20 protein-coding genes are annotated in these 23,465 nt (G+C 67.9%); 10 read left to right on the top strand and 10 right to left on the bottom strand.

The annotated features are described in order from the left end of the window. Positions 1-136 precede the first annotated feature (136 nt). The 4 genes from ugpE to ugpB form a co-directional block, all read right to left on the bottom strand. Positions 137-988, bottom strand: coding sequence for a sn-glycerol-3-phosphate ABC transporter permease UgpE (gene ugpE / locus V5F59_RS12840; protein WP_393977957.1), 852 nt, complete (start codon positions 986-988; stop codon positions 137-139). Beyond that, complete coding sequence (ugpA, locus tag V5F59_RS12835; protein WP_393977955.1) at positions 988-1,872, bottom strand: sn-glycerol-3-phosphate ABC transporter permease UgpA; 885 nt, start codon at positions 1,870-1,872, stop codon at positions 988-990. Before ugpA ends, ugpE begins: the two co-directional genes overlap by 1 nt. Before the next feature lie 10 nt (positions 1,873-1,882). Then, positions 1,883-2,314 carry a hypothetical protein gene (locus V5F59_RS12830; protein WP_393977953.1) on the bottom strand — a complete coding sequence of 144 codons (432 nt, stop codon included), beginning with the start codon at positions 2,312-2,314 and terminating at the stop codon, positions 1,883-1,885. 68 nt (positions 2,315-2,382) lie between these two features. Further along, on the bottom strand, positions 2,383-3,753 hold the full coding sequence (gene ugpB / locus V5F59_RS12825) for a sn-glycerol-3-phosphate ABC transporter substrate-binding protein UgpB (protein ID WP_393977951.1): 1,371 nt from the start codon (positions 3,751-3,753) through the stop codon (positions 2,383-2,385). Between the two features lie 246 nt (positions 3,754-3,999). Here ugpB and V5F59_RS12820 point away from each other — a divergent pair, with 246 nt between their 5' ends. Next, positions 4,000-6,063, top strand: coding sequence for an acyltransferase family protein (locus tag V5F59_RS12820; protein WP_393977949.1), 2,064 nt, complete (start codon positions 4,000-4,002; stop codon positions 6,061-6,063). A gap of 177 nt (positions 6,064-6,240) precedes the next feature. Here the strand turns inward: V5F59_RS12820 and V5F59_RS12815 are convergent, their stop codons facing one another. The 6 genes from V5F59_RS12815 to V5F59_RS12790 form a co-directional block, all read right to left on the bottom strand. After that, complete coding sequence (locus V5F59_RS12815) at positions 6,241-6,558, bottom strand: SCP2 sterol-binding domain-containing protein (protein WP_393977947.1); 318 nt, start codon at positions 6,556-6,558, stop codon at positions 6,241-6,243. 142 nt (positions 6,559-6,700) lie between these two features. Beyond that, the gene (locus V5F59_RS12810) at positions 6,701-8,491 is read right to left on the bottom strand and encodes an acyl-CoA dehydrogenase C-terminal domain-containing protein (RefSeq protein ID WP_393977945.1); all 1,791 of its coding nucleotides are present in this window, start codon (positions 8,489-8,491) and stop codon (positions 6,701-6,703) included. Positions 8,492-8,578: 87 nt separating this feature from the next. Beyond that, on the bottom strand, positions 8,579-9,109 hold the full coding sequence (locus V5F59_RS12805) for a hypothetical protein (RefSeq protein WP_393977943.1): 531 nt from the start codon (positions 9,107-9,109) through the stop codon (positions 8,579-8,581). A gap of 11 nt (positions 9,110-9,120) precedes the next feature. Next, complete coding sequence (locus V5F59_RS12800) at positions 9,121-11,478, bottom strand: 3-hydroxyacyl-CoA dehydrogenase/enoyl-CoA hydratase family protein (protein WP_393977941.1); 2,358 nt, start codon at positions 11,476-11,478, stop codon at positions 9,121-9,123. 10 nt (positions 11,479-11,488) lie between these two features. Beyond that, the gene (locus V5F59_RS12795; RefSeq protein ID WP_393977939.1) at positions 11,489-12,634 is read right to left on the bottom strand and encodes a thiolase family protein; all 1,146 of its coding nucleotides are present in this window, start codon (positions 12,632-12,634) and stop codon (positions 11,489-11,491) included. Between the two features lie 73 nt (positions 12,635-12,707). Next, positions 12,708-13,145, bottom strand: a complete 438-nt coding sequence (locus V5F59_RS12790) for a MerR family transcriptional regulator (RefSeq protein WP_393977937.1) — start codon at positions 13,143-13,145, stop codon at positions 12,708-12,710. Positions 13,146-13,549: 404 nt separating this feature from the next. On the opposite strand from V5F59_RS12790, the gene V5F59_RS12785 reads away from it, so the two are divergent. The 9 genes from V5F59_RS12785 to dxr all read left to right on the top strand — a co-directional run bounded on the left by V5F59_RS12785 (position 13,550) and on the right by dxr (position 23,442). Then, a complete protein-coding gene (locus V5F59_RS12785; protein ID WP_393977935.1) occupies positions 13,550-14,875 on the top strand; it encodes an OmpP1/FadL family transporter in 1,326 nt (441 codons plus the stop codon). Positions 14,876-15,107: 232 nt separating this feature from the next. Then, entirely contained in the window at positions 15,108-16,757 is a 1,650-nt protein-coding gene (locus V5F59_RS12780) for a long-chain-fatty-acid--CoA ligase (RefSeq protein ID WP_393977933.1), read from the top strand. A gap of 211 nt (positions 16,758-16,968) precedes the next feature. Then, on the top strand, positions 16,969-17,973 hold the full coding sequence (locus V5F59_RS12775) for a 30S ribosomal protein S2 (protein WP_393977931.1): 1,005 nt from the start codon (positions 16,969-16,971) through the stop codon (positions 17,971-17,973). A gap of 125 nt (positions 17,974-18,098) precedes the next feature. Then, on the top strand, positions 18,099-19,022 hold the full coding sequence (tsf, locus tag V5F59_RS12770; RefSeq protein ID WP_393977929.1) for a translation elongation factor Ts: 924 nt from the start codon (positions 18,099-18,101) through the stop codon (positions 19,020-19,022). 22 nt (positions 19,023-19,044) lie between these two features. Beyond that, a complete protein-coding gene (gene pyrH, locus V5F59_RS12765; protein ID WP_393977927.1) occupies positions 19,045-19,818 on the top strand; it encodes a UMP kinase in 774 nt (257 codons plus the stop codon). A gap of 269 nt (positions 19,819-20,087) precedes the next feature. Next, complete coding sequence (gene frr, locus V5F59_RS12760) at positions 20,088-20,648, top strand: ribosome recycling factor (protein ID WP_393977925.1); 561 nt, start codon at positions 20,088-20,090, stop codon at positions 20,646-20,648. 28 nt (positions 20,649-20,676) lie between these two features. Beyond that, the gene (locus V5F59_RS12755; protein WP_393977923.1) at positions 20,677-21,444 is read left to right on the top strand and encodes an isoprenyl transferase; all 768 of its coding nucleotides are present in this window, start codon (positions 20,677-20,679) and stop codon (positions 21,442-21,444) included. Further along, the gene (locus tag V5F59_RS12750) at positions 21,429-22,262 is read left to right on the top strand and encodes a phosphatidate cytidylyltransferase (protein WP_393977921.1); all 834 of its coding nucleotides are present in this window, start codon (positions 21,429-21,431) and stop codon (positions 22,260-22,262) included. Before V5F59_RS12755 ends, V5F59_RS12750 begins: the two co-directional genes overlap by 16 nt. 10 nt (positions 22,263-22,272) lie before the next feature. Next, the gene (gene dxr / locus V5F59_RS12745) at positions 22,273-23,442 is read left to right on the top strand and encodes a 1-deoxy-D-xylulose-5-phosphate reductoisomerase (RefSeq protein ID WP_393977919.1); all 1,170 of its coding nucleotides are present in this window, start codon (positions 22,273-22,275) and stop codon (positions 23,440-23,442) included. Positions 23,443-23,465 lie beyond the last annotated feature (23 nt).

Raw genomic sequence — 23,465 nt, 5'->3', positions numbered from 1 at the left:
CACGGATTGGCCGCGTCGCGGTAAAGCGGACTTTAGATCCGCCGGCGATGCAGGACCCGTGGAATGAGCAAGGCGAGGCCAACGGGCCTCGCCTTTTTCTTTTCTGGCGGGTGGGCGCGGGCGAGCGGACGGGGGCTTACTTCTCCGTCTCGGTCAGCCCACGCACGAACAGGCGCTGCATCAGCGCGATCACCAGCACCGGCGGCAGCATGGCGAGGATGGCGGTGGCCATGACCAGGTGCCACACCGGGTCCGCCTCCGCCGCCGCGCCCACGAGGCGGCGGATGCCCATCACCACGGTGTAGTAGCGCGTGTCGGTCGTCACCAGCAGCGGCCACAGGTACTGGTTCCAGCCATAGAGGAACAGGATCACGAACAGCGCCGCGATGTTGGTGCGCGAGAGCGGCAGCAGGATCGACCAGAAGAAGGTGAGGGGCCCGGCCCCGTCCACCAGCGCGGCCTCGGTGAGCTCGTCGGGGATGGTCATGAACACCTGCCGGAACAGGAAGGTGGCCGTGGCGCTGGCGATGAGCGGCACGGCGAGGCCGGCGTAGGAATTCAGCAGGTCGAGCCGCGCCGCCACCTGGAAGGTGGGCAGGATGCGCACCTCCACCGGCAGCATCAGCGTGATGAAGATGAGCCAGAAGGCCGCCACCCTGAGCGGGAAGCGGAAGTAGCAGATGGCGAAGGCGGAGAGGATGGAGATGGCGATCTTCCCCACCGCGATCAGCAGCGCCACCACGAAGGAGTTCCACAGCATGGGCGCCACCGGCGGGATGCCGGCGGTGGAGGCGCCGGTGGTGAGCGCGAGGCGGTAGTTTTCCACGAGGTCCGGCCCCGGCACGAGGCCGATGCGCCCGCCGAGGAAGTCCGCCCCCGGATGGGTGGAGGCGACGAAGGCCACGTAGACCGGCAGCACCATCACCGCCACGCCGAGGATCAGCACCAGATGGGCGAGCAGGAGCGAGAGGCGGGAGGCGCCGGCCATCAATAGGTCACCTTCCGTTCGATGTGGCGGAACTGCACCGCCGTCAGGGCGATGACGATGAGCAGCAGCAGCACCGACTGGGCTGAGGAGCCGCCGAGGTCCAGCCCCTCGAAGCCGTCGCGGAACACCTTGTACACGAGGATGGTGGTGGCCCGCCCCGGCCCGCCGCCGGTGGTGGCGTGGATGATGCCGAAGGTGTCGAAGAAGGCATAGGTGAGGTTCACCACCAGCAGGAAGAAGGTGGTGGGCGCCAGCAGCGGGAAGACGATGAAGCGGAAGCGCTGCCACGGCCCCGCCCCGTCGAGGGCGGCCGCCTCCATGGCCCCGAGCGGAATGGCGCGCAGCCCGGCGTAGAAAAACAGGAAATTGTAGCTCACCTGCTTCCAGGCCGCGGCGAGGATGACCAGCGTCAGCGCCTGGCCGCCGTCGAGGAAATGGTTCCAGGAGAGGCCGGCGCCCTTGAGCGTGCGGGCGATGATCCCCACCGAGGGATCGAACATGAACAGCCACAGGATGCCCGCCACCGCCGGCGCCACCGCATAGGGCCAGACCAGCAGCACCTGGTACACGCCCGAGGCCTTGCCCACCGCGTCCGCCGCCGCGGCGAACAGGAGCCCGAGCCCCATGGCGAGCGCCGTGACGCAGAAGGCGAAGAGGAAGGAGACGCCCACGGCCTCAAGGTAGGCGGGATCGCGCAGCAGGGCGGCGAAATTGGCGAGCCCCACGAAGGTCTCGCTGAGGCCGAAGGCATCCTGCGCGTAGAAGGAGGAGACGATCGCCTCCCCCGCCGGCCAGACGAAGAAGACGAGCGTCACCGCCACCTGCGGCAGCAGCAGCAGGTAGGGCGTGATCTTGCCGGGGAAGGTGACGCGCTTGGCCTGCATGGGGCACGCGTCAGGGTCGGAAGAAGAAGGAGGGGGAAGCCGGGGGCCTTTTGATGGAGATGGCGATCTTGATGTCTTCGGGAGCGGCCAGGCGCTTGATCATGCGTTCTTCGAGGCCCGCATCCAGCTCGATGTCGATGTTGTCGTCCTTGCAAGTTATGGAAATATCCCCATCGGGCGTGTCGTTTATTTCAAGTATTCTAAATGTATTTTCTTTATGATCGATCATAATGGATTCCGATATGAAAGAGTTGAATGCTGGAAAGCCATTATGAAGCGTGGCTGTTCTGTATATTTTGTAATCTGACCTGTCTTCGCAAAAATACACGGTTTTGAGCGGCTCGTCCGTGCACGCGCCGACAAGGAATGAAAGGCTGAGCGCTGCGGTCCGGGACCCGAGAGGTCCAATGCCGGCTCTGTCCTGCGGCGGATGGCGCGTCATGCCTCGTTTCCCTTCACGGCGCGGATCGCGCGCAGGTGCCTGCCTGCGCGCGATCCGTACCATCCTGCTCAGGGATTGGCCTTCTCGAACGCCCGCAGCAGCGCGTTGCCGCGCGTCTGGGCGGCGGAAAGGGCCGCCTCGGGCGTCTTCTGGCCGGCCAGCGTCGCCTCCAGCTCCTCCTCGATCACGTCGCGCACCTGCACGAAATTGCCGAAGCGCAGGCCCTTGGAATTGGGGGTGGGCGGGTTCAGCGTCATCTGGCGGATGGAGACGTCCGTGCCCGGGTTCTTCTCATAGAAGCCCTGCGCCCTGGAGAGCTCGTAGGCGGCCTTGGTGATGGGCAGGTAGCCCGTGTTCTGGTGCCACCAGGCCTGCACCTCGGGCCGGGAGAGGTAGGTGAAGAACTTCGCCACGCCGGCATATTCCGCCGCCGGCCGGCCGGTGAGCACCCACAGGGTGGCGCCGCCGATGATGGCGTTCTGCGGCGCGCCCTTCACCTCGGGCCAATAGGGCATCATGCCGTAGCCGAGGTCGAACTTGGCATTGGCGAGGATGCCCGCCCGCGCCGCCGAGGAGCCGATGCTCATGGCGCATTCGCCGGAGAAGAACTTCGGGTCCGCCTTCGCCTGCCGGCCGCCGTAGTCGTAGATCTTCGTCTTCTGCCACTCGGCGAGGGCCGCCCAGTGCTTCGCGGTGAGCGGATTGTCGATGGTGAGCGCGGCGTCGAAGCCGCCGAGGCCGTTCTCCCTGGTGCCGATGGCCACGTTGTGCCAGGCGGAGAGGTTCTCGAGGTTCACCCAGGAGGGCCACTGGGTGGTGAAGCCGCAGGGCACGCCGGCCGCCTGGAGCTTCTTCGCCGCCTCGGCCATGTCGGGCCAGGTCTTCGGCGGGCTGTCGGGATCGAGGCCGGCTTTGCGGAACAGGTCCTTGTTCACATAGAGGATCGGCGTCGAGGAATTGAACGGGAAGGACAGCATGTTGCCGGCCGTGTCGGTGTAATAGCCCGTCACCGCCGGCAGGTAGGCGGAGGGGTCGAACGGCTCGCCCGCGTCCTTCATGAGCTTGTAGGTGGGGTAGACCGCGCCCTTGGCGGCCATCATGGTGGCCGTGCCCACCTCGAACACCTGCACGATGGCCGGGTGCTGCTTCGCCCGGAAGGCGGCGATGGCGCCCGTCATGGTCTCGGGATAGGTGCCCTTGAAGACGGGCACGATCCGGTATTCGCCCTGGGTGGCGTTGAAGTCGCCGGCGAGCTTCTCCAGCTTCTCGCCCAGCGGCCCGCTCATGGCGTGCCACCACTGGATCTCGGTCGCCGCCGCGGCCGGCTGCGCGAAGGACGCCAGCGCCGCCAGCGAAAGGGCGGCGAGCGCGCCGCGCCGGGAGAGGGACGCCTTGGGGGTCGAGGCCGCAAGCTGCGCGGCCGAAAGATGCCAGGCCATGTCTTCCTCCAGAGTGCGGTTGATCTCCGCATTGGGATGCATGGTGCATGGAAGCGTTGCGCAACGAAACCATGACGCTTGCGTTGCGCCCCGATGACGGGCCCGCCCGCCCCGGCGCGCCGCGCCGCCGGGTGGAGGGATGCCTCCGGGGGCGGCGAGAATTGCCGTGCCGGCATTAAATGGCTAAACCCGACGCCGGCGAGACTGCGCGCGGCGATCCTTCGAGCGCGGATCAAGGGATAGGGAATGAGTCTGACCTACCGGTCCGACATCGATGGCCTGAGGGCCATCGCCGTCGGAAGCGTCGTCCTGTTTCACGCGAGGATTCCGCCGTTCGACGGCGGCTTCATCGGTGTCGACGTCTTCTTCGTGATCTCCGGCTTCCTGATCACCTCCATCCTGTATCGCGAGATGGTGGCGGACACCTATTCGCTGGTGGATTTCTACGACCGGCGAATCCGCCGCATCTTCCCGGCGCTGTTCACGGTGCTGGCGGTGACGACGGCGCTCTGCGCGCTGATGCTGATGCCGCGCCAGATGATGGCCTATGTGGGCACGCTGCCGCCCTCGGCCCTGTTCTACGCCAACATCCATTTCGAGCAGCTGCTCAACTATTTCGGCCCCAAGGCGGACGAGACGCCGCTGCTGCACCTGTGGTCGCTGGCGGTGGAGGAGCAGTTCTACATCATCTTCCCGCTGCTCCTGTTCGCGCTGATGCGCATCGGCGGCCGGGAGCGCGGGAGGCGGGTGGCGGTCGGCGCGCTGGGGGCCATCGCGCTCTTCTCGCTCGCTTATTCCCAGAGCATCGTGCGCACGGATGCGTCGGGTGCCTTCTTCCTGCTCACCAGCCGGGCGTGGGAGCTCCTGGCGGGCGCGCTGCTTGCCCTCCTCGCCTGGCCCCGGGTGTCGCAGCGCGTCGCCAACGCCATCGCCGTGGCGGGTGCGCTCGGCATCCTCGTGCCGGTGTTCGCGCTGAGCCAGGAATCCACCTTCCCCGGCTTCGCCGCCGTGCCGCCGGTGCTGGGGGCGGTCGCCATCATCTATGCGGGAGCCTTCGCGCCGGACGGCATCGTCTCGCGCGTGCTCAGCCTGAAGGGCATGGTCTATGTGGGGCGCATCTCCTATTCGCTCTACCTCTGGCACTGGCCCCTGCTGGTGCTCGCCGCCATGTGGAAGGGCCGGCACACCACCTACATCGAATCAGGGGTGGTGGTGGCCGTGGCCGTCATCCTGTCGGCCCTGTCGCTGAAATATGTGGAGACGCCGCTGCGCCGCGCCGACACCTTCGGCGGCAATCGGCTGAAGCGCATCGGCATGGGCGCGGTCGCCATCGTGGTGACGCTGGTGGTGGCCTTCGACCTGCAGATGGTGGGGCAGGGCTTCTTCTCCATCTCGCCGCTGGGCGCGGCGGCGGAGGCGGCGGCCGACGACAAGAGCCGCTTCCAGCGCGACTGCAACAACAACGCCAAGTTCTGGACGCCCGCGGAAATGAAGCCCATCTCGCGCTGCGCGCTGGGGCCGGGCGCGGACAAGGGCACCTACGACGTGCTGGTGTGGGGCGACTCGCACGCCGGCGCCACCTTCATCGGCATCGCCGAGGAGGCGGCGGCGCTCGGCCAGACCGCGCGCCTGCAATCCATGGCCGGCTGCCCGCCGCTCATCGGCGGCCTCGCGCGGCGCGACCAGTTCACCCCCGGCGTGTGCGCCGCCTTCAACGCCGCGGTGCTGGACGAGATCAAGCGCGTGAAGCCCAAGGTGGTGGTGCTGGTGGGACGCTGGGCGCTGTGGACCGCCCGCGCCAGCTCGGCCTTCACCCTCGTCACCGACGAGCTGCCGGGCGGCGAGGAGCGCAGCAGGGACAACAGCAACCGCGTGTTCGCCCACATGGTGGAGCGCACCGTCGCCGAGCTGCGGGCGCTGGGCCCGCAGGTGGTGCTCATCGGCCAGTCGCCGGAATACCAGCCGGCGCCGGTGCGCTGCGTGGCGACCGCGGAATTCTACAGGAAGGGCGATTCCGCCGCCTGCTACGACCAGACGCGCAAGGCGGCGCTGAAGGTGGTGGGGCCGGGCAACGAGGTGCTTGCGGCGGCCGCGCTGCGCCATTCCGGTGTTGCGGCCGTGCCCATGGCGGACGTGTTCTGCCGGGACGACAGCTGCACCGCGGGCGTGGGGCTGCGCTTCTATTACGTGGATACCGACCACCTCTCCGCCACCGGCGCACGCCATGCGGCGCGCAGCGACCTGCTGCGGCAGGCCATCGCCTCGGCGCTCGCGGCCGGCAGCTCGGGCAGCGCCTCCGCCAAGCCCTGAGCAGGTAAGCCCTGAGCAGCAGGCAGGCAGCCTGGGAAGCACGCGCAAAAAAGGCCGGGCGCATGCCCGGCCTTTCGCGTTTCGGGGGAGGGGCCGGCGCCTCAGGCCAATGGCCCGTGCGGCGCCGGGGCGTGCGGTGCCCCGCCCGGCATCGGCCGGCGACCCCTGCCCATGGCCTCAGGCCTGGTCGAGCAGGCCGGCGAGCTTGAGGGCGACGCCCTGCGAGCCGGAGATCTTCAGCCGCCCGGTGGAGAAGGCCAGCATGGGGCCGATGCGGCCGGTGATCAGCTTGTCCAGCGTATCGGTGGAGAGCTTGAGCACCGCGTCGGCCTCGTCCTCGCCGGCCGCCCCGCTCACCTCCGCCGCGGCGCCGGTGGCGTCGAGCAGGATGGCCTCGCCCGTGTCGGTGAGGTCGAAGCGCACCTTGTAGCCCAGCTCCTTGAGCGTATCCGCCCGCTCGCGCATGGCCTCGACGAGGGAAGACACATCAGCCATCAGAAATCGCCTTTTTTCGTAAAAGAGCCGCCCCGGGGGCGGGGCGGTGGGAGGAAGCCCTGACACGCATCCCGGGACCCCCCGCCTGTGGCGGGCCGGCCCGGGACCGCACCGTCCGGCCGGGGCACGGCCGGCGGCGCATTCAGAACATCGCTTCGTCGAGCGCCATCATGGACCCCTTGCCGGCCTTGATGGAACCCCACAGGGCCGCCACCTCCGGCAGCAGCTTCTCGATGAAGAAGCGGGCGGTGGTGATCTTGGCGTCGTAGAAGGCGGCGTCGTCCGGGTTGGAGACGCGCTTCTCGTAGGCCACCTCCGCCATGCGCACCCACATGTAGCCGAGCGCCACCAGGCCGAACAGGCGCAGGTATTCGGTGGCCGCGGCGCCGGCCTCCTCGGGGTCCTTCAGGCCCTTCTCGGCGATGTGCGCGGTGGCGAGCTGGAGCGCGCCGAACGCCTTGCCGAGCGGGCCCACCAGCGGGCCGAGGTTCTCGTCGTCGAGCTTGGCGTCGATGTAGTTGAGCACCGGGTGGAAGAAGGAGCGCAGGTAGCGCCCCATGTGCGCCGGCAGCTTGCGGCCCACGAGGTCCAGCGCCTGCACGCCGTTGGTGCCCTCGTAGATCATGGCGATGCGCGCGTCGCGCACATACTGCTCCATGCCGTGGTCGCGGATGTAGCCGTGCCCGCCATAGACCTGCATGCCCATGGAGGTGATGGCAAAGCCGAGGTCGGTGAACAGCGCCTTCACGATGGGGGTCATCAGCGCCGTGAAGTCCTCGGCCTGCTGGCGCTCCTCCGGGTCCTGCGAACGCTCCATCAGGTCCAGGGCCCGCGCCACCCAGCCGGCGAGCGCGCGGCAGCCCTCGTTGTAGGCGCGCATGGTCATCAGAGTCCGGCGCACGTCCGGATGCACGATGATGGGGTCGGCCGGCTTGTCCGGGTGCTTGGCGCCGGAAAGGGCGCGACCCTGCAGGCGCTCCTTCGCATAGACCACCGCCGCCTGATAGGCCGCCTCGCCGAGGCCGAGGCCCTGCGTGCCCACGGAGAGGCGCTCCGAGTTCATCATGGCGAACATGGCGCGCATGCCCTTGTGGGGCTCGCCCACCAGCCAGCCGGTGGCCTCGTCGAACGACATCTGGCAGGTGGACGAGCCGTGGATGCCCATCTTGTGCTCGATGCCGGTGCACAGCACGCCATTGCGCGGGCCCACCGAGCCATCCTCCTTCGGCAGGAACTTCGGCACCAGGAAGAGCGAGATGCCCTTGATGCCCTTGGGCGCGTCCGGCAGGCGGGCGAGGACGAGATGGACGATGTTCTCCGTCATGTCCTGCTCGCCGGCGGAGATGAAGATCTTGTTGCCGGTGATCTTGTAGCTGCCATCCGCCTGCGGCTCCGCCTTGGTGCGCACGAGGCCGAGGTCGGTGCCGCACTGGGGCTCGGTGAGGCACATGGAGCCGGACCAGATGCCGTCCACCATCTTCGGCAGGAAGCGCTCCTTCAGCTCGTCCGAGGCATAGGCCTTCAGCGCCTGGTAGGCGCCGTGGGTGAGGCCGGGGCAGATGCCGAAGGCGAGGTTGCCGGAGCAGAGCATCTCCTCCACCAGCTTGTTCACGCTGGCCGGCAGGCCCTGGCCGCCATATTTCGGATCGCAGGCGATGCCGTTCCAGCCGCCTTCGCGGAACGCCGTGTAGGCCTCCTTGAAGCCCTTCGGGGTGCGCACCACGCCATTCTCATAGGTGCAGCCCTCGAGGTCGCCGGACTGGTTGAGGGGCGCGAGCACCTCCACCACCAGCTTGCCGGCCTCCTCCAGCACGGCGTCGATGAGGTCGGGGGTGACCTCCTCCAGGCCCTTGAGGGTGCTGAGCTGCTCGCTGCCGTGCAGCTCATGCAGCACGAAGCGCATGTCGCGGAGCGGGGGGGTGTAGACCTGCATGGCGTTGGGCTCCCGAACTTATTGGGTCTCGTTTTTGAACGCCGCTTGATGCGGCACATTGATACGGCAAGGCCTTGCGGCGAACGATCAGTCGGGGATGGCCCCGGGCGACAAAAGGGTTCCAGCCATGGCTCGGTTCCTCGCCGCCGGGCTGTTGTCGCCGTTGGCTCCGAGCAGAACGTAATTGCCGAGCCCATAGCCGAGCATGCACGAGCGATCGGCCGTGCCGCCCTGGGTCTCGAAGACGAGGCAGAGCGCGTCGCCCTCCACCGTCCATGTCCCTGTCCGCACTGTCTCGGGTAGTCCGAACAGCTGGGAGGGCAGATTGGTCACCCGCAGGCGACCGTCGTCGAAGAAATCAAAGTGGGCTTCCACGTGCAGCGTTACGAATGTCCACCGCCTGCCGGCGACGAGGCGCGTGGCCTCTTCGCCGGCGAGCCGATGGAACCGCGATGCGGGGTCCAGGGGCGATCCGGCCTTGTGGGCCGCCTGGATCATGGCGAACTCCTGCCGCATCTGCTCCGGCGGCAGCGGCAGGCCCGCCGGGGCACCCTGCTGCGCGGCCACCGGACCCGTGAGGGCCAGAAAGGCAACGGCAGCAGAAGCCCACAGTCGCATGGCGCCTCTCCTCAGTTCCTGAGCGGCCGGCCGGTTTCGAGGATGTGCTCGATGCGGTCCAGCGTGGCGTTGGTGCGCAGCAGCTTCATGAAGCCTTCCCGCTCCAGCTCCAGCACCCGCTCGGCCTTCACCGGCTGGATATGGTCGGCATCGCCGCCCGTGAGCACCTCGGCGAGCACGCCGGACACCACCTTGTCATGCTTCGTGGCGAGGCCGCGCCTGGCGAAGCCTTCCACCGCCATGTCCATGGCCACCTTGCCGGTGGGGCCGGGCAGGAAGAACTCCACTGGCTTGGGCGGCTGGTAGCCATCCACCATGGCGAGGGCCTTCGCCTTGGCGTCGGCCAGCAGGCGGTCGCGGTTCATGGTGATGCCGTCGCTCTCGCGCAGGAACTTCAGTTCCTTGGCCTCGGCGGCGGACTTGGCGACCGTGGCGGTGGAGACCGTCTCGAACACCTTGGAGGGCGCTGGCATGGGCCCCTTGGGGAACTTGGGGTCGAAGGCCCAGCGCTCCAGCATGGCGGTGCAGCCGCCCCAGGCCGGGAGCACGCCGACGCCGCATTCGACCAGCCCGATATAGCTTTCCGCATGGGCCTGCACGGCGCTGGCATGGAGCAGGATCTCGCACCCGCCGCCGAGCGCCATGCCCGAGGGCGCGGCCACCACGGGGAAGGGGGCGTACTTCATGTCCTGGTAGGTCTTCTGGCCGGTGGCGACCAGCTTCTCCACCTCGCCGAAGGCGCCGATGTTGCAGGCGAACAGGGCAAGGCCGAGATTCGCGCCCACGGAGAAGTTCGAGCCCTCGTTATAGATGACGAGCGCCTTGTACTTGTCCTTTACGAGCTTCAGCGCCTTGGCGAGCAGCGTGATGATGCCCTCGTCCAGGGAATTGCCCTTGGAGGTGAACTCCAGGCACACCACCCCGTCGCTGATGTCCCACAGGGCCGCCGAGCCATTCTTCAGGAGCGGCTGGGACTTGAGCTTGATGTCGGCCAGCAGCAGCACGCCCTCGGGCCGCACGATGTCGCGGTAGGCGCCATCGGCGCCGAGATATTGGCGGGCGCCGTTCTCCACCCGGTAGAAGGGGGTGTCGGCGGCCAGCGCCAGCAGGGCAGGGACCGTGACGCCATCGGCCTTCAGGAGGCCGATGAGGCGGGCGGCGCCGATCTTGTCGATCAGCTCGAAGGGGCCGAGTTTCCAATTGTAGCCGAGCTTCATGGCGTCATCGATCGCCACGATGTCGTCGGCCGCCTCCGGCACGAGGCGGGCGGCATAGGCCAGCGTCCGCGCCATCACCGAGCGGGCGTAGCGGCCGGCCACGCCCTCGGAGGAGAGGAGGGCGAAGAGGTCCTTGCCCCCGCCATCCTCCAGCTCCGCCACGGCGGCCTTCACCTGCGGCCGGTACTCGCCCGTTGAGAGGTCGATGGCCTCCTTGAGCTTGCCGCCGTCCGCGCGGTTGAGGCGGTAGAAGCCGCCCTTGCCCTTGCGGCCGGTGTAGCCGGTCTCGATCATCTTCGCGATCAGCGGCTCGTCCCGGAGCGTGGCGTGGAAGGGGTCCGAGGCGGGGAGGGCGCGCTTCAGCGAGCCCTGGACGTGGGGCATGAGATCGAGGCCCACGAGGTCGATGAGGCCGAACACGCCGGTCTTGGGGAAGCCGAACGGCCGGCCCATGACCGCATCCGCATCCTCCACCTTGAGGCCCAGGGCGAACGCCTCGCCCACCGCCAGCTGCAGCCAGTAGGTGCCGAGCCGGTTGGCGATGAAGCCGGGGGTGTCCTTGCAGGTGACCACCGTCTTGCCCAGCTTCACATCGGCGAAGCGGGATACCGCGGCGACCGTCTCCGGATGGGTCTGCGGCCCGGCGACGATCTCCAGGAGGCGCATGTAGCGCGGCGGGTTGAAGAAGTGGGTGATGAGGAAGTCGCGCTTGAAGCTCTCCGGCATCCCCGCCGTGAGGTCGGCAAGGGGGATGGTGGAGGTATTAGAGGATACCGCGGACCCCGGCCGGCGGGCCCCCTCGATCTTCTGATACAGCGCCTGCTTGATATCGAGACGTTCGATGACCGCCTCGACGATCCAGTCGCAGGTGGCGAGCGCGCCGAGGTCGTCCTCGATGTTGCCGGTCTTCACCAGCTTCGCCGCGGCCTTGGACATGAAGGCCGCGGGATCGGATTTCAGGAGCTTTTCCACGGCCTTGTCGGCGATGGCGTTGCGGTTCGCGGCGCCCTCCGGGACGATGTCGAGGAGGAGGACTTCCACCCCCGCATTGGCCACGTGGGCGGCGATGCCGGCGCCCATGACGCCGGCGCCGATGACGGCCACCTTCTTGATGCCGGAGCCGTCGATGGTGCCGAAGGTCTCGATGCCCATCCGCCCCTCCTCAGACGCGCTCGAGGACGGTGGCGATGCCCTGTCCGCCGCCGATGCACTGGGTGGCGAGGGCATATTTCCCGCCTTCCCGCTTCAGCAGCGACGCCGCCTTGCCGACGATGCGGGCGCCGGTGGCGCCGAGCGGGTGGCCGAGCGCGATGGCGCCGCCGTCGAGGTTGAGGGTCTCGTCCCTGATCCCGAGCTCGCGCTGGCAGGCGAGCGCCTGGGAGGCGAAGGCCTCGTTCAGCTCCACCACGTCGATCTCGGAAATGTCGATGCCGGAACGGCTTAGCGCCTTCCTGGTGGCCGCGACCGGGCCGATTCCCATGATCTCCGGCGCACACCCCGCCACCGCCACCGCCTTGATCCGGGCGAGGGGGGAGAGGCCGTTGCGCAGGGCATAATCCTCCGAGCAGACCAGCACCGCCGAGGCGCCATCGGTGAGCGGGGAGGAGGTGCCGGCGGTCACCGTGCCGTTCTCGTCGAAGGCGGGCTTGAGGCTGGACAAGGCTTCCAGCGTGGCATCGCGGCGGATGCAGCCGTCCTGGTCGACGCTCTTGTTGACCTTGCCGTTCACATGGATGGCGACGATCTCGTCCTTGAACCGGCCCTCGGCCTCGGCCTTCGTTGCCTTCTCATGGCTCTTCAGCGCGAAGGCGTCCTGGTCGGCGCGGGTGATCTGCCACTTGGCGGCGACGTTCTCGGCAGTCTCGCCCATGCCCATGTAGGCCTGCGGCATCTTCTTGTAGAGCGCCGGGTTGGGCATGGGGTTGAAGCCGGTCATGGGCACGCGGCTCATGCTCTCGATGCCGGCGCAGATGAACGCCTCGCCGGCGCCCAGCTGGATCTGGCCCGCGGCCATGTGCACCGACTGCATGGAGGAGCCGCAGAAGCGGTTCAGCGTCACGCCCGCAACGCTTTCCGGCAGGCCGGCGATCATGCCGATGAGGCGGGCGACATTGAAGCCCTGCTCGGCCTCCGGGAAGGCGCAGCCGACGATGAGGTCCTCGATGTCCTCCACCTTCACCCCGGTGCGGGCGACGAGATCGGCCACCACCTGGGCGGCGAGGTCGTCCGGGCGCACACGCGCAAGCTCACCCTTCTTGGCAAGGGTGAACGGCGAGCGGGCGTAGCCCGCAATCACAACGTTTTGCATGGGCTCTCCTGCCTGTCTGTCATTTGTCCCCGCCGAAGTGGCAACGGGCGGGGGCGCGGCCTGGCTTCAGGCCTTATCCGGCGGCTTTCTTCTCGGCCGCTTCCTGCGAGAGAGCAGACAGGGCCTGCTCCTCGATGTCCTTCAGCTCGACGATGGTCTCCTCCAGCGCGAGGCGCTGGTCCTCAAGCATTTCAAGGCGGACGTGGACCTTCTTGAGCAGCATCTTGATCTGCTCGGACTGGGTGGGATCCATGTCGTAGAGGTCGAGGTAATCCTTGATCTCGCGCAGCGAAAAGCCGAGGCGCTTGCCGCGCAGGATGATCGACATGCGGGCCCGGTCGCGCTTGGTGTAGACGCGCATGGTGCCCGCCCGGCGCGGGGCGATCAGGCCTTTGTCCTCGTAGAATCGAATGGTGCGGGGCGTGACCGCAAGGTCGCGCGCCAGCTCGGTGACCGTGAAGAAGGTGTCCGTCAGAGCAGCGGCGCTGCCTCGCTTGCCTGTGGATGCCACGTGTTCACCTATACGTCAATCACTCGCCCCGAAGATACATGCTTTGACCACCGGCGCAAGCCCCTCTTCATCGCAGACACCGCTTCGCCAAGGCCCATGTTTCATGCGGGCTTGTCGCGATTTGCGGTTTGCGGCCGCCGCCATCCGTCCCTACCCTGCACCGTGCGGCGAGAGGGCGGGATTCGTCCTTGGCCATGGTGGGCCGGCACCACTGGAAGTAGGTATCTGTGGCTGCGATGCAACGCCTTTCGGGTTCCGGTGCGGAATTGGATTAAGGTAGAAAGATGGCAGTTGACGGGCTTCGTCCAATAGGCATTCTGGGTGACGTATAGGGCACCATAAAAACCTATAGTGCACCGCAGCGTGCCGGGGCCCTGAGGAAACTTTGGAGGAGGCTTAGGCTCATGACACTGCGCAAGTGGGCTGTGCGGGCGGCGCCAGTGCTTGCCATGCCGGTCGTCGTCATGGCGGCGGGCGGGGCGCAGGCTGGCGGATTCGGCCTGCGGGAGCAGAGTTCCTATTATCAGGGCACGGCATTCGCCGGTAACGCGGCGGGTGGCGAGGGCCTCGCCTCCATGTTCTGGAACCCGGCGGCCCTGAGCTTCACGCCGGGACTGAGCGTCGAGCAGAACATCACCTATATTGCGCCGCACGCGTCCGTGGACGTGTTCAGCGCCGGCGCCCCCATCACCGGGGCCAACCTCGGCAACCTCGGGGTGGGCGACATCGTCGACAACGGCACCCTGCCGACCGGCTACGCCTCCTATGCCTGGGACAAGTGGGCGGTGGGCGTCGGCATCACCTCGCCCTACGGCCTCGTCACCGATGCGACCTGCAATTGGTCCGGTCGCTACTATGGCTGCTACAACCGCATCTTCGACGTGAACGTCCAGGGCTCGGTGGCCTACAGGGTCAACGACTGGCTGACCCTGGGCGCCGGCGTGAACGTCAACTACATCGAGGCGAAGCTCACCGGCGCCCAGGTGCTGGGCGTGGTGCCGGCGATGCCGCCCATCGTGGTCTCCGGCTACAGTCAGGTCGAGGGAGAGGATTACGGCTTCGGCTTCAACCTCGGCGCGCTGTTCACCCTCGCTCCGGGCACCACCCTCGGCATCGGGTATCGCTCCTTCATCGATCAGACCATCACCGGCCAACTGGGTCTCAGTGGCCGCGGCCAGGTGATTCCGCCTCTGTCGGCGACCGCGCCTCTCACCCTGCCGGACCAGGTGACGGCCTCGTTCCGCTCGCAGGTCACCCCGCAGTGGACGCTGCTCGGAACGGTGGAATGGACCAACTGGTCCACGGTGCAGCAGCTGGTCGTCAGCTCCGCGGCCGGGCAGAGCACGCTCGACCTCAAGTGGAACGACGGCTGGTTCTTCTCCGGCGGCGTCGAATACCAGTGGGATCCGAAGCTCGCCCTGCGCGCCGGCCTCGCCTACGAGCTGACGCCGGTGCCGGACGACACGCGCTCGCCGCGCCTGCCGGATACCAACCGGCTGTGGCTCTCGGGCGGCTTCACCTACAACTTCACGCAGCAGTTCTCGATGGATTTCGCCTACAGCCATATCTTCGGCGAGACGAGCCCCATCACCCTTTTGCCCACCGATCCGGCCAACGTGACGCGCGGCTCGCTGATTGGTCAGGTCAGCGACGGCTACGTGGACATCGTTTCGGTGGCGCTGCGCTACAAGTTCGGCGCCACCACCGAGGCCGCGCTCATCACCAAGTGAGTGCTGCCGGCGCGCACGCTTCCCAGGCGGGGGTCGGGAAGCGTGCGCCCGCAGGGCTCCGGCGGTGGGCGGCGGGCGTCATGGCCGCCCCCGGCTCGCATCGGCGGTGGCGCCGGAGCATCGCGAGAAGGGCGCAATTGCGCCGCAAGATACATGACCTAGGGTCACAGATCAGCCCTGCCGCGCGCGAGCCAAGACAATCACAAGAGCGCCGGCAGAAGGAGGGACGTTCATGCTCCATCGCACGGATGGCGGCGCCGTGGCGATCTCGCCGGTGCCCGAGCTTCTCGATCTCAGCGTTGCCGAATATGGAGAGCGCTCCGCGCTGAGCTTCTTCGGCCGCAAGTGGACCTACGCCGAGCTGGGCGCGGCGGTGGACACGGTCGCCGCCGGCCTCCAGGCGCATGGCGTGCACAAGGGCACCAAGGTGGGCCTGTGCCTGCCCAACACGCCTTATTCTGTGATCTTCTTTTTCGCCGTGATGAAGGCGGGCGGTACGGTGGTGAACTTCTCGCCGCTCTATGTGGAGCGCGAGCTGAGGCACCAGATCCGCGATTCGGGCACGACCTTCATGGTGGTGCCCGACCTGAAGCTCATCCATTCCCGTGTCGTGGCGGTGGCGCAGGAAGCGGGGCTGAAGTCCATCATCGTCTGCCCCATGACGGGCATCCTGCCCTTCATGAAGGGGCTCCTGTTCAACCTCTTCAAGCGCAAGGAAAAGGCAGTCTACTCGCCCGGCGACGGACTGCATCTTCCCTACGCCGCCCTGCTGAAGCATGGCGCGCGACCGCAGCCGGTGGAGGTGAACCCGGCCGAGGACATCGCGGTGCTGCAATATACGGGCGGCACCACCGGCGTTCCCAAGGGGGCGATGCTCACCCACGCCAATGTCTCTGCCAACACGCACCAGCTCATCGTTCATGCGGACTGCGAACGCATCGGCGTGAAGCGGGTGCTGGGCGTGCTGCCGCTGTTCCACGTCTTCGCCATGCAGACGGTGATGCTGATTCCCATCTGCCTCGGGGCGGAGATCGTCCTGCTGCCGCGCTTCCAGCTCAACGACCTGCTCGACACCATCGAGCGGGAAAAGCCCACCATGTTCCCCGGGGTGCCGACCATCTATGGCGCCATCAATCAGGTGCCGCATATCGACAGGCGGGACCTGTCCTCGCTCACGCTGTGCATCTCGGGCGGGGCGCCGCTGCCCATGGACGTGCGCGACCGCTTCCAGCAGCTCACGGGCTGCATGCTGGTCGAAGGATACGGTCTTTCGGAAACGTCCCCCGTCGTCACCGCCAATCCGCCGCTCGGCCTGGTGAAGGGCGGCTCGGTGGGGACGGCGCTGCCGCAGACGGTCATCGAGATTCGCGACCTCGCAGACCCCTCCCGCATCCTCGGGGTGGGGGAGAAGGGCGAGGTCTGCGTGCGTGGCCCGCAGGTGATGAAGGGCTACTACGGCCGCCCCGACGAGACCGCCATGGCCTTCATCGACGGAGCGCTGCGGACCGGTGACGTGGGGTATATGGACCCGGACGGCTACCTCTTCCTCGTCGACCGCATCAAGGACGTGATCCTGTGCGGCGGATATAATGTTTATCCACGGGTGATCGAGGAGGCCCTCTACCTCCATCCCGCCGTGGCGGAGGCGGTGGCCATCGGCATCCCAGATACTTACCGCGGACAGGCCCCGAAGGCCTTCGTGACCCTGCGCCAGGACAGCGAGACGAGCCCCGACGAGCTCATGAGCTTCCTCTCCGCCCAGATCTCCAAGATCGAGATGCCCAAGGCGGTGGAGATTCGCGAGAGCCTGCCCAAGAGCGTGGTGGGCAAGCTCTCCAAGAAGGAACTGGTCGAGGAGGAGCGCCAGCGCTCCGGCGGGTGAGGGCAGGGGCGTTTCCGCCCCCGCGCTCCCGTCCCGCCTCCGCTTCCGGAGGTTCTCCCGGCCCGCCGCGGGGTGCTGCTCTTGCCTCGGCGGGCCCTCTCGTGTATGTGCCCCACCCATTCCGCACGCGGACACGGCCATGTCGGCCATCCGGTGCCCTTTGCCATTGGCTGAAGGGTACGTCCGCGGAGGCTCAACCGGAGATTACCACGTGGCTCTTCCCGATTATTCGATGCGTCAGCTTCTCGAGGCTGGCGTGCACTTCGGACATCAGTCCCACCGCTGGAACCCCAAGATGGCTCCGTACATCTTCGGCGTTCGCAACAACATTCACATCCTCGACCTGTCGCAGACCGTGCCCGCGCTGCATCGCGCGCTGCAGGCCGTCTCCGACACGGTGGCCCAGGGCGGCCGCGTGCTGTTCGTCGGCACCAAGCGCCAGGCCCAGGAGCAGGTGGCGGATGCCGCCCGCCGCTCCGCCCAGTATTATGTGAACTCCCGCTGGCTCGGCGGCATGCTCACCAACTGGAAGACCATCTCCAACTCCATCGCCCGGCTGAAGAAGCTGGAGGAGATGCTGGCTGGTCCCGAGGCCGGCTCCGGCTACACCAAGAAGGAGCGCCTGACCCTCTCCCGCGAGAAGGAGAAGCTGGACAAGGCGCTCGGCGGCATCCGCGACATGGGCGGCCTGCCGGACCTGCTGTTCGTGATCGACACGAACAAGGAAGACATCGCCGTGAAGGAGGCCCAGCGCCTCGGCATTCCGGTGGCTGCCATTCTCGACACCAATTGCGATCCGGACGGCATCGCCTTCCCGGTTCCCGGCAACGATGACGCCGGCCGCGCCATCCAGCTCTATTGCGACCTCGTGGCGCGCGCCGCCATCGACGGCATCGGCCGCGGCCACACCGACCTCGGCTTCGACGTCGGCGCCGAGGAGGCCCCGCTGGTGGAGGACCTCCCGGTCGAGGCTAGCGTGTGGTCGTCCTTCGAGCCGCTGTCCGGTCCGCGCGGTGTCGCCGACGACCTGAAGAAGCTCACGGGCGTCAGCCCCGAGATCGAGCAGAAGCTGAACGACCTCGGCGTGTTCCACTTTGGCCAGATTGCCGGCCTCGATGCGGTGGACGCCCATCGCATCGGCGAAGAGGTGGGGCTGCCGGGCCGCGTCGACGGCTGGGTGGCTCAGGCCAAGGAGCTTTCTGCCGAGGTCGAGTGATCTCGCGCGGTGCGACCTCTGTCGCAGATCTGAAGACGAATCGAGAGTAATGGGGCGCTTGGGCGCCCCCACGGCCGGCTCGGGCTCACCGTGGCCGGCCGTGGTGCGAGAAGAAGGGATTGAACATGGCTGCGATCACCGCCGGACTCGTGAAGGAACTGCGCGACAAGACCGGCGCAGGCATGATGGACTGCAAGTCCGCGCTCACCGAGACGGATGGCGATGTCGAGGCTGCCATCGACTGGCTGCGCAAGAAGGGCCTCGCCAAGGCCGCCAAGAAGGCTGGCCGCGTGGCCGCCGAGGGCCTCGTCGCCGTCGAGTCGTCCGGCCACTACGCCGCCGCGGTGGAAGTGAACGCCGAGACCGACTTCGTTGCCCGCAACCCGGACTTCCAGGCCTTCGTGCGTGAGGTGGCCAAGGTCGCCCTCAACACGGACGGCAGCGTCGAGGCCGTCGCCGCCGCGAAGTTCCCGGGCGAGGAGATCAGTGTCGCCGACCGCCTCACCGCGCTCATCGCCACCATCGGCGAGAACATGACGCTGCGCCGCTCGGTCAAGCTCACCGTCTCCAAGGGCGTGATCGCCACCTACGTGCACGGCGCCGTGGTCGAGGGGCAGGGCCGCATCGGCGTGCTCGTCGCCCTGGAGTCCGAGGGCGATGTGGAGAAGCTCTCCACCCTCGGCCGCCAGATCGCCATGCACGTGGCCGCGCTCAACCCGCTGGCGCTCGACGCCTCCGGCATCCCGGCCGAGACCGTCGCCCGCGAGAAGGCGATCCTGCTTGAGAAGCACCAGGGCAAGCCCGCCAACGTGCAGGACAAGATCGCCGAGAGCGGCATGAAGAGCTTCTTCAAGGAGAACACCCTCCTCGACCAGGCCTTCGTGCATGACGGCTCCAAGTCCGTCTCCCAGGTGCTGAAGGAGGCCGAGGGCCAGGTCGGCGGTCCGATCAAGCTCACCGGCTTCGTGCGCTACGCTTTGGGAGAGGGCATCGAGAAGGAAGAGACCGACTTCGCGGCCGAAGTGGCCGCTGCTGCCGGCCAGTCCTGACCTTAACGGGCAGGGGGCTCCCATGGCCGCTTCCGTCGCGGACGACTCGGACTATCCGGAGCCTCCGGTGCCCTTCGCGGCACCGGGCCTCCCCTATCCCCGCATCCTGGTGAAGGTCTCCGGCGAAGCCCTCATGGGCTCGGAGCCCTTCGGCCTGCATCCTCCCACCGTGGCGCGCATCGCCCGTGATCTGGTCGCCGCGCGGTCGCTCGGCTGCGAGGTGGCGGTCGTGGTGGGCGGCGGAAACATCCTGCGCGGCGCGCGGGTGGCGGACGAGAATCTCGATCGCGCCACCGCCGACCACATGGGCATGCTCGCCACCGTGATGAATGGTCTCGCCCTGGAGCGGGCCATCGAGGCGGCCGGCGCGCCGGCCCGCACCCTGTCGGCCATTCCCATGCCGACCGTGTGCGAGCCCTACGCCCGCCAGCCGGCCATGCGGCACCTGCGGCGCGGCCGCATCGTGGTGCTCACCGGCGGCACCGGCAATCCCTACTTCACCACTGATACGGGCGCGGTGCTGCGCGCCGCGGAGCTCGACTGCGACGCGGTGCTGAAGGCCACCAACGTGGATGGCGTCTACACCGCCGATCCCAAGCTCGACCCTGCGGCCACGCGCTACGACCGCATCACCCATGACGAGGCGCTCGCCCGCGACCTCAAGGTTATGGATGCGGCCGCGTTCGCGCTTGCCCGTGAGGCGGCGTTGCCCATAATCGTGTTCTCCATTCGCGAGGTGGGGGCGATCGCGACGGCAGCCAAGGGCGAAGGCCGGGTTACCGTCGTCGCTCCCTGATCGCTGTGCGCGCCGGCCGCTCCGGACGCGGGATCGGATAGGCGGGGGATGGGGCGGATCTGGGCCGCGCAATCGAGGGCTGGTCGCAGGCCTGCGGCCGCCCTCTGTCGTTTCCGGAGCCTTGCTCCGGTCCACCGTCCGCGCCTTGGCCGGGGCCGACCCGTGCGGGGCCGGACGAGACATCACGAGAGGGCAACCTTGCGTCGGCATGGAAACAGAACCGTTTCCATGCGAAAGGAATGCGCCCCGAGAACAGACAGAGGATAGCCATGACTGGGACCTTCGACATGTCCGATCTCAAGCGCCGGATGCAGGGCGCGATCGGCGTGCTCGGGAACGAGCTGGGCGGGTTGCGCACCGGGCGCGCTTCCGCGAGCCTGCTCGATCCCATCACGGTGGAGGCCTACGGCGCGCGCATGCCGCTGAACCAGGTGGCCACGGTCTCGGTGCCGGAGGCACGCCTGCTTTCGGTGCAGGTGTGGGACCGCGGCATGGTGAACGCGGTGGAAAAGGCGATCCGCGACAGCAACCTCGGCCTCAATCCGGCGACGGAAGGTCAGGTGCTGCGCCTGCGCATTCCCGAGCTCAACCAGGAGCGGCGCCAGGAACTCGTGAAGGTTGCGCACAAGTATGCCGAGGCCGCGCGGGTGGCGGTGCGGCATGTGCGTCGCGACGGGATGGACCTTCTGAAGAAGCTGGAAAAGGACAGCGAGATGGGTTCCGATGAACTCGAGCGCCTGTCCAAGGACGTGCAGAAGGCCACCGACGAGGCGATCGCCGAGGTCGACCAGACGCTCGCCCAGAAGGAAAAGGAAATCCTTTCGGTCTGAGGAGCGCTGAGTGAGTCCCGAGCAAGCCATGTCCTTGCGCTCCGCGAAGAGCGACGCCAATGCGCCGGAGCCGGCGCCGGCGGTCGTTCCCGTGCATGTGGGCGTGATCATGGATGGCAACGGGCGCTGGGCCACCTCGCGCAAGCTGCCGCGGGTGGAGGGGCATCGGCGCGGGGTGGAGGCGCTGCGCCGCTGCGTGCGCGCCGCCCGCGAGGTGGGCATCCGCTATCTCACCATCTACAGCTTCTCCTCGGAAAACTGGTCACGGCCGGTGGGGGAGATAACGGAGCTGATGCGGCTCCTGAAGCTGTTCCTGCGCTACGACCTGGCCGAGCTGAACCGCGCCAACGTGAAGGTGCGGGTGATCGGCGAGCGGGCGTCCCTCTCCAGCGACATCCGCGACCTGCTCGCCGAGGCGGAGAACCTCACGCGCGCCAACACCGGGCTTACCCTCGTGGTGGCGTTCAACTACGGCTCGCGGCAGGAGATCGCCGCCGCCGTCACCCGCATCGCCCAGGACGTGGTGGCGGGGCGGCTGAAGCCGCAGGACGTGGACGTGGAGATGATCTCCCAGCGGCTCGAGACCGCCGGCATCCCCGACCCGGATCTCATCATCCGCACCTCCGGCGAGCAGCGCCTGTCCAATTTCCTGCTGTGGCAGGCGGCTTATTCGGAATTCGTCTTCCTGCCCATCTACTGGCCCGATTTCGACAAGGCGGCACTCATCGCCGCCATCGACGAATATGCGCGCCGGGACCGCAGGTTCGGCGGCGTCTCCGCGTGCCCCGGACCCTGATGCCCGTGAACTTCGGCGCGGATCTCAAGCATCGCACGCTTTCTGCTCTCGTCCTCGTGCCGGTCGTGATCGCGGCGGCGGTCTGGGGCGGGCTTCCCTTTGCGATCCTGTGGGTGCTGGCCGGCTTCGCAATTCTCTTCGAGTGGGCCAATCTCGCCCGGCTCGAGCAACGGCCGGCCTATTTTGCCCTGGGCGGGCTCGCCATCGCCGGCGGCGGCGCGCTGACTGTGCTGGGCATGCCGTCCTTCGCCTTCAGCCTGGTGCTGCTTCTGGCGGCGGGGAGCTCGCTGGCGGTGCCGCGGCAGAGCTTGTGGGCGATTTCCGGCGTGCTGATCGCCGCGAGCGCCGCGCTGCCGGTGGTGGGCCTGCGGGGGGACGTGCCGCTGGGCCTGATCGCGGTGCTGTTCCTGTGCGCGGTCGTGTGGGCCACCGATATCTTCGCCTATTTCACCGGGCGCGCGCTGGGCGGGCCGAAGCTGTGGCCGCGCGTCTCTCCCAACAAGACATGGTCGGGCGCCATCGGCGGCACGCTCGCGGGAATCATCGCCGGGGTGGGGGTGGGGGCCTTCGCCGCGCTTCCGTCGCTGGTGCCGCTGGCCGGGCTGGCGCTGCTGCTCAGCATTGTGAGCCAGGCGGGCGACCTTGCGGAATCCGCGGTGAAGCGGCGTGCCGGCGTGAAGGATGCCAGCCGTCTCATCCCGGGCCACGGCGGCCTGCTCGATCGTCTCGACGGATTTGCGGCGGCGTCCCTTGTCGCCGCCGGGGTCGTGTTCCTGAGGGGAGCAGCCGAGCCGGCGGCGGGCCTCCTGTTATGGTAGGACTTGTCGCATGAAACGCCTTTCCCTCCTCGGGGCCACCGGCTCCATCGGCCAAAGCGTCGCGAAGCTCCTTGCCGATGCGCCCGGCCTGTTCCGGGTCGAGGCGGTGGCCGGAGGGCGGGACGTGGCTGCGCTGGCGGAGACGGCCCGCGCCCTCGGCGCCCGTTTCGCGGCTCTGGCCGATCCGGCCGGCAGCAAGGCTCTGGCGGAGGCGCTTTCCGGCTCGGGAATCGAGAGCGGGGCGGGGCCTTCAGCCGTGATGGAGGCGGCGCGGCGCGAGGCGGACGTGGTGGTGAGCGCCATCGTCGGCGTGGCGGGGCTTGCGCCCACGGTGGCGGCCTTTGGCGCCGGACGGCGCGTGGCGCTGGCCAACAAGGAATGCCTAGTGGCGGCCGGCACCTTCTTCATGGCGGAGGCCGCGCGGACGGGCACCGAGATCCTGCCGGTGGACAGTGAGCACAATGCCATCTTCCAGGCGCTTTCCGCCGGCCCGGCGAAAGACGTCGAGACGATCACCCTCACCGCTTCGGGCGGCCCCTTCCGCCGCAAAAGCCGCGAGGAGATCGCCCGCGCCACGGTCCAGGACGCGCTGAAGCACCCCAACTGGTCCATGGGCGCCAAGATCACCATCGATTCGGCGACGCTGATGAACAAGGGGCTGGAGCTGATCGAGGCTCAGCATCTTTTCGGCCTGCCGGCGGATCGGTTCGAGGCCATCGTCCATCCCGAATCCGTGGTGCATGGGTTGGTGTCCTTCGTCGACGGCTCAGTGGTGGCGGGACTCGCCGTGCCCGACATGTGCGTGCCCATCGCCCACTGCCTGGGCTTTCCTGAGCGCATCGGCACCAGCTGCCGCCGGCTCGATCTGGTGGCCTTGGGCAGCCTGACCTTCGAGGCCCCGGACGAGGTGCGGTTCCCCGCTTTGGCGCTCGCCCGCTCCGCCATGGTGGCCGGCGGCGCCGTGGCGACCGTGCTCAACGCCGCCAATGAGGTCGCCGTGGCCGCCTTCCTTGAGGGCCGAATCGGCCTCTACGGCATTACCGACGCCGTGGCGGCGACCCTCGACCGGATCAATGGCGGCCCGGCTCCGGCCAGCGTCGAGGAGGCGCTGGAGCTGGACGCGCAGGCGCGGCGTGCCACCGCGGCAGTCTTGCCTAAGTTTGCCGCAAAGGCATCTTAAGAGCGAAGGTCTCCGCACTCCCA

Origin of the sequence: Xanthobacter nonsaccharivorans (assembly GCF_043194755.2) — a bacterium.
Classification (GTDB): domain Bacteria; phylum Pseudomonadota; class Alphaproteobacteria; order Rhizobiales; family Xanthobacteraceae; genus Xanthobacter; species Xanthobacter autotrophicus_G.
Note: the sequence above shows the minus strand (reverse complement) of the source record. Positions and strands in the feature narration are given on the sequence as shown.

Bases quoted from the DNA above. Each gene is read 5' to 3' on its own strand.
- ugpE (WP_393977957.1), bottom strand. From the start codon at position 988: ATGGCCGGCGCCTCCCGCCTCTCGCTCCTGCTCGCCCATCTGGTGCTG.
- ugpA (WP_393977955.1), bottom strand. From the start codon at position 1,872: ATGCAGGCCAAGCGCGTCACCTTCCCCGGCAAGATCACGCCCTACCTG.
- V5F59_RS12830 (WP_393977953.1), bottom strand. From the start codon at position 2,314: ATGACGCGCCATCCGCCGCAGGACAGAGCCGGCATTGGACCTCTCGGG.
- ugpB (WP_393977951.1), bottom strand. From the start codon at position 3,753: ATGGCCTGGCATCTTTCGGCCGCGCAGCTTGCGGCCTCGACCCCCAAG.
- V5F59_RS12820 (WP_393977949.1), top strand. From the start codon at position 4,000: ATGAGTCTGACCTACCGGTCCGACATCGATGGCCTGAGGGCCATCGCC.
- V5F59_RS12815 (WP_393977947.1), bottom strand. From the start codon at position 6,558: ATGGCTGATGTGTCTTCCCTCGTCGAGGCCATGCGCGAGCGGGCGGAT.
- V5F59_RS12810 (WP_393977945.1), bottom strand. From the start codon at position 8,491: ATGCAGGTCTACACCCCCCCGCTCCGCGACATGCGCTTCGTGCTGCAT.
- V5F59_RS12805 (WP_393977943.1), bottom strand. From the start codon at position 9,109: ATGCGACTGTGGGCTTCTGCTGCCGTTGCCTTTCTGGCCCTCACGGGT.
- V5F59_RS12800 (WP_393977941.1), bottom strand. From the start codon at position 11,478: ATGGGCATCGAGACCTTCGGCACCATCGACGGCTCCGGCATCAAGAAG.
- V5F59_RS12795 (WP_393977939.1), bottom strand. From the start codon at position 12,634: ATGCAAAACGTTGTGATTGCGGGCTACGCCCGCTCGCCGTTCACCCTT.
- V5F59_RS12785 (WP_393977935.1), top strand. From the start codon at position 13,550: ATGACACTGCGCAAGTGGGCTGTGCGGGCGGCGCCAGTGCTTGCCATG.
- V5F59_RS12780 (WP_393977933.1), top strand. From the start codon at position 15,108: ATGCTCCATCGCACGGATGGCGGCGCCGTGGCGATCTCGCCGGTGCCC.
- tsf (WP_393977929.1), top strand. From the start codon at position 18,099: ATGGCTGCGATCACCGCCGGACTCGTGAAGGAACTGCGCGACAAGACC.
- pyrH (WP_393977927.1), top strand. From the start codon at position 19,045: ATGGCCGCTTCCGTCGCGGACGACTCGGACTATCCGGAGCCTCCGGTG.
- frr (WP_393977925.1), top strand. From the start codon at position 20,088: ATGACTGGGACCTTCGACATGTCCGATCTCAAGCGCCGGATGCAGGGC.
- V5F59_RS12755 (WP_393977923.1), top strand. From the start codon at position 20,677: ATGTCCTTGCGCTCCGCGAAGAGCGACGCCAATGCGCCGGAGCCGGCG.
- dxr (WP_393977919.1), top strand. From the start codon at position 22,273: ATGAAACGCCTTTCCCTCCTCGGGGCCACCGGCTCCATCGGCCAAAGC.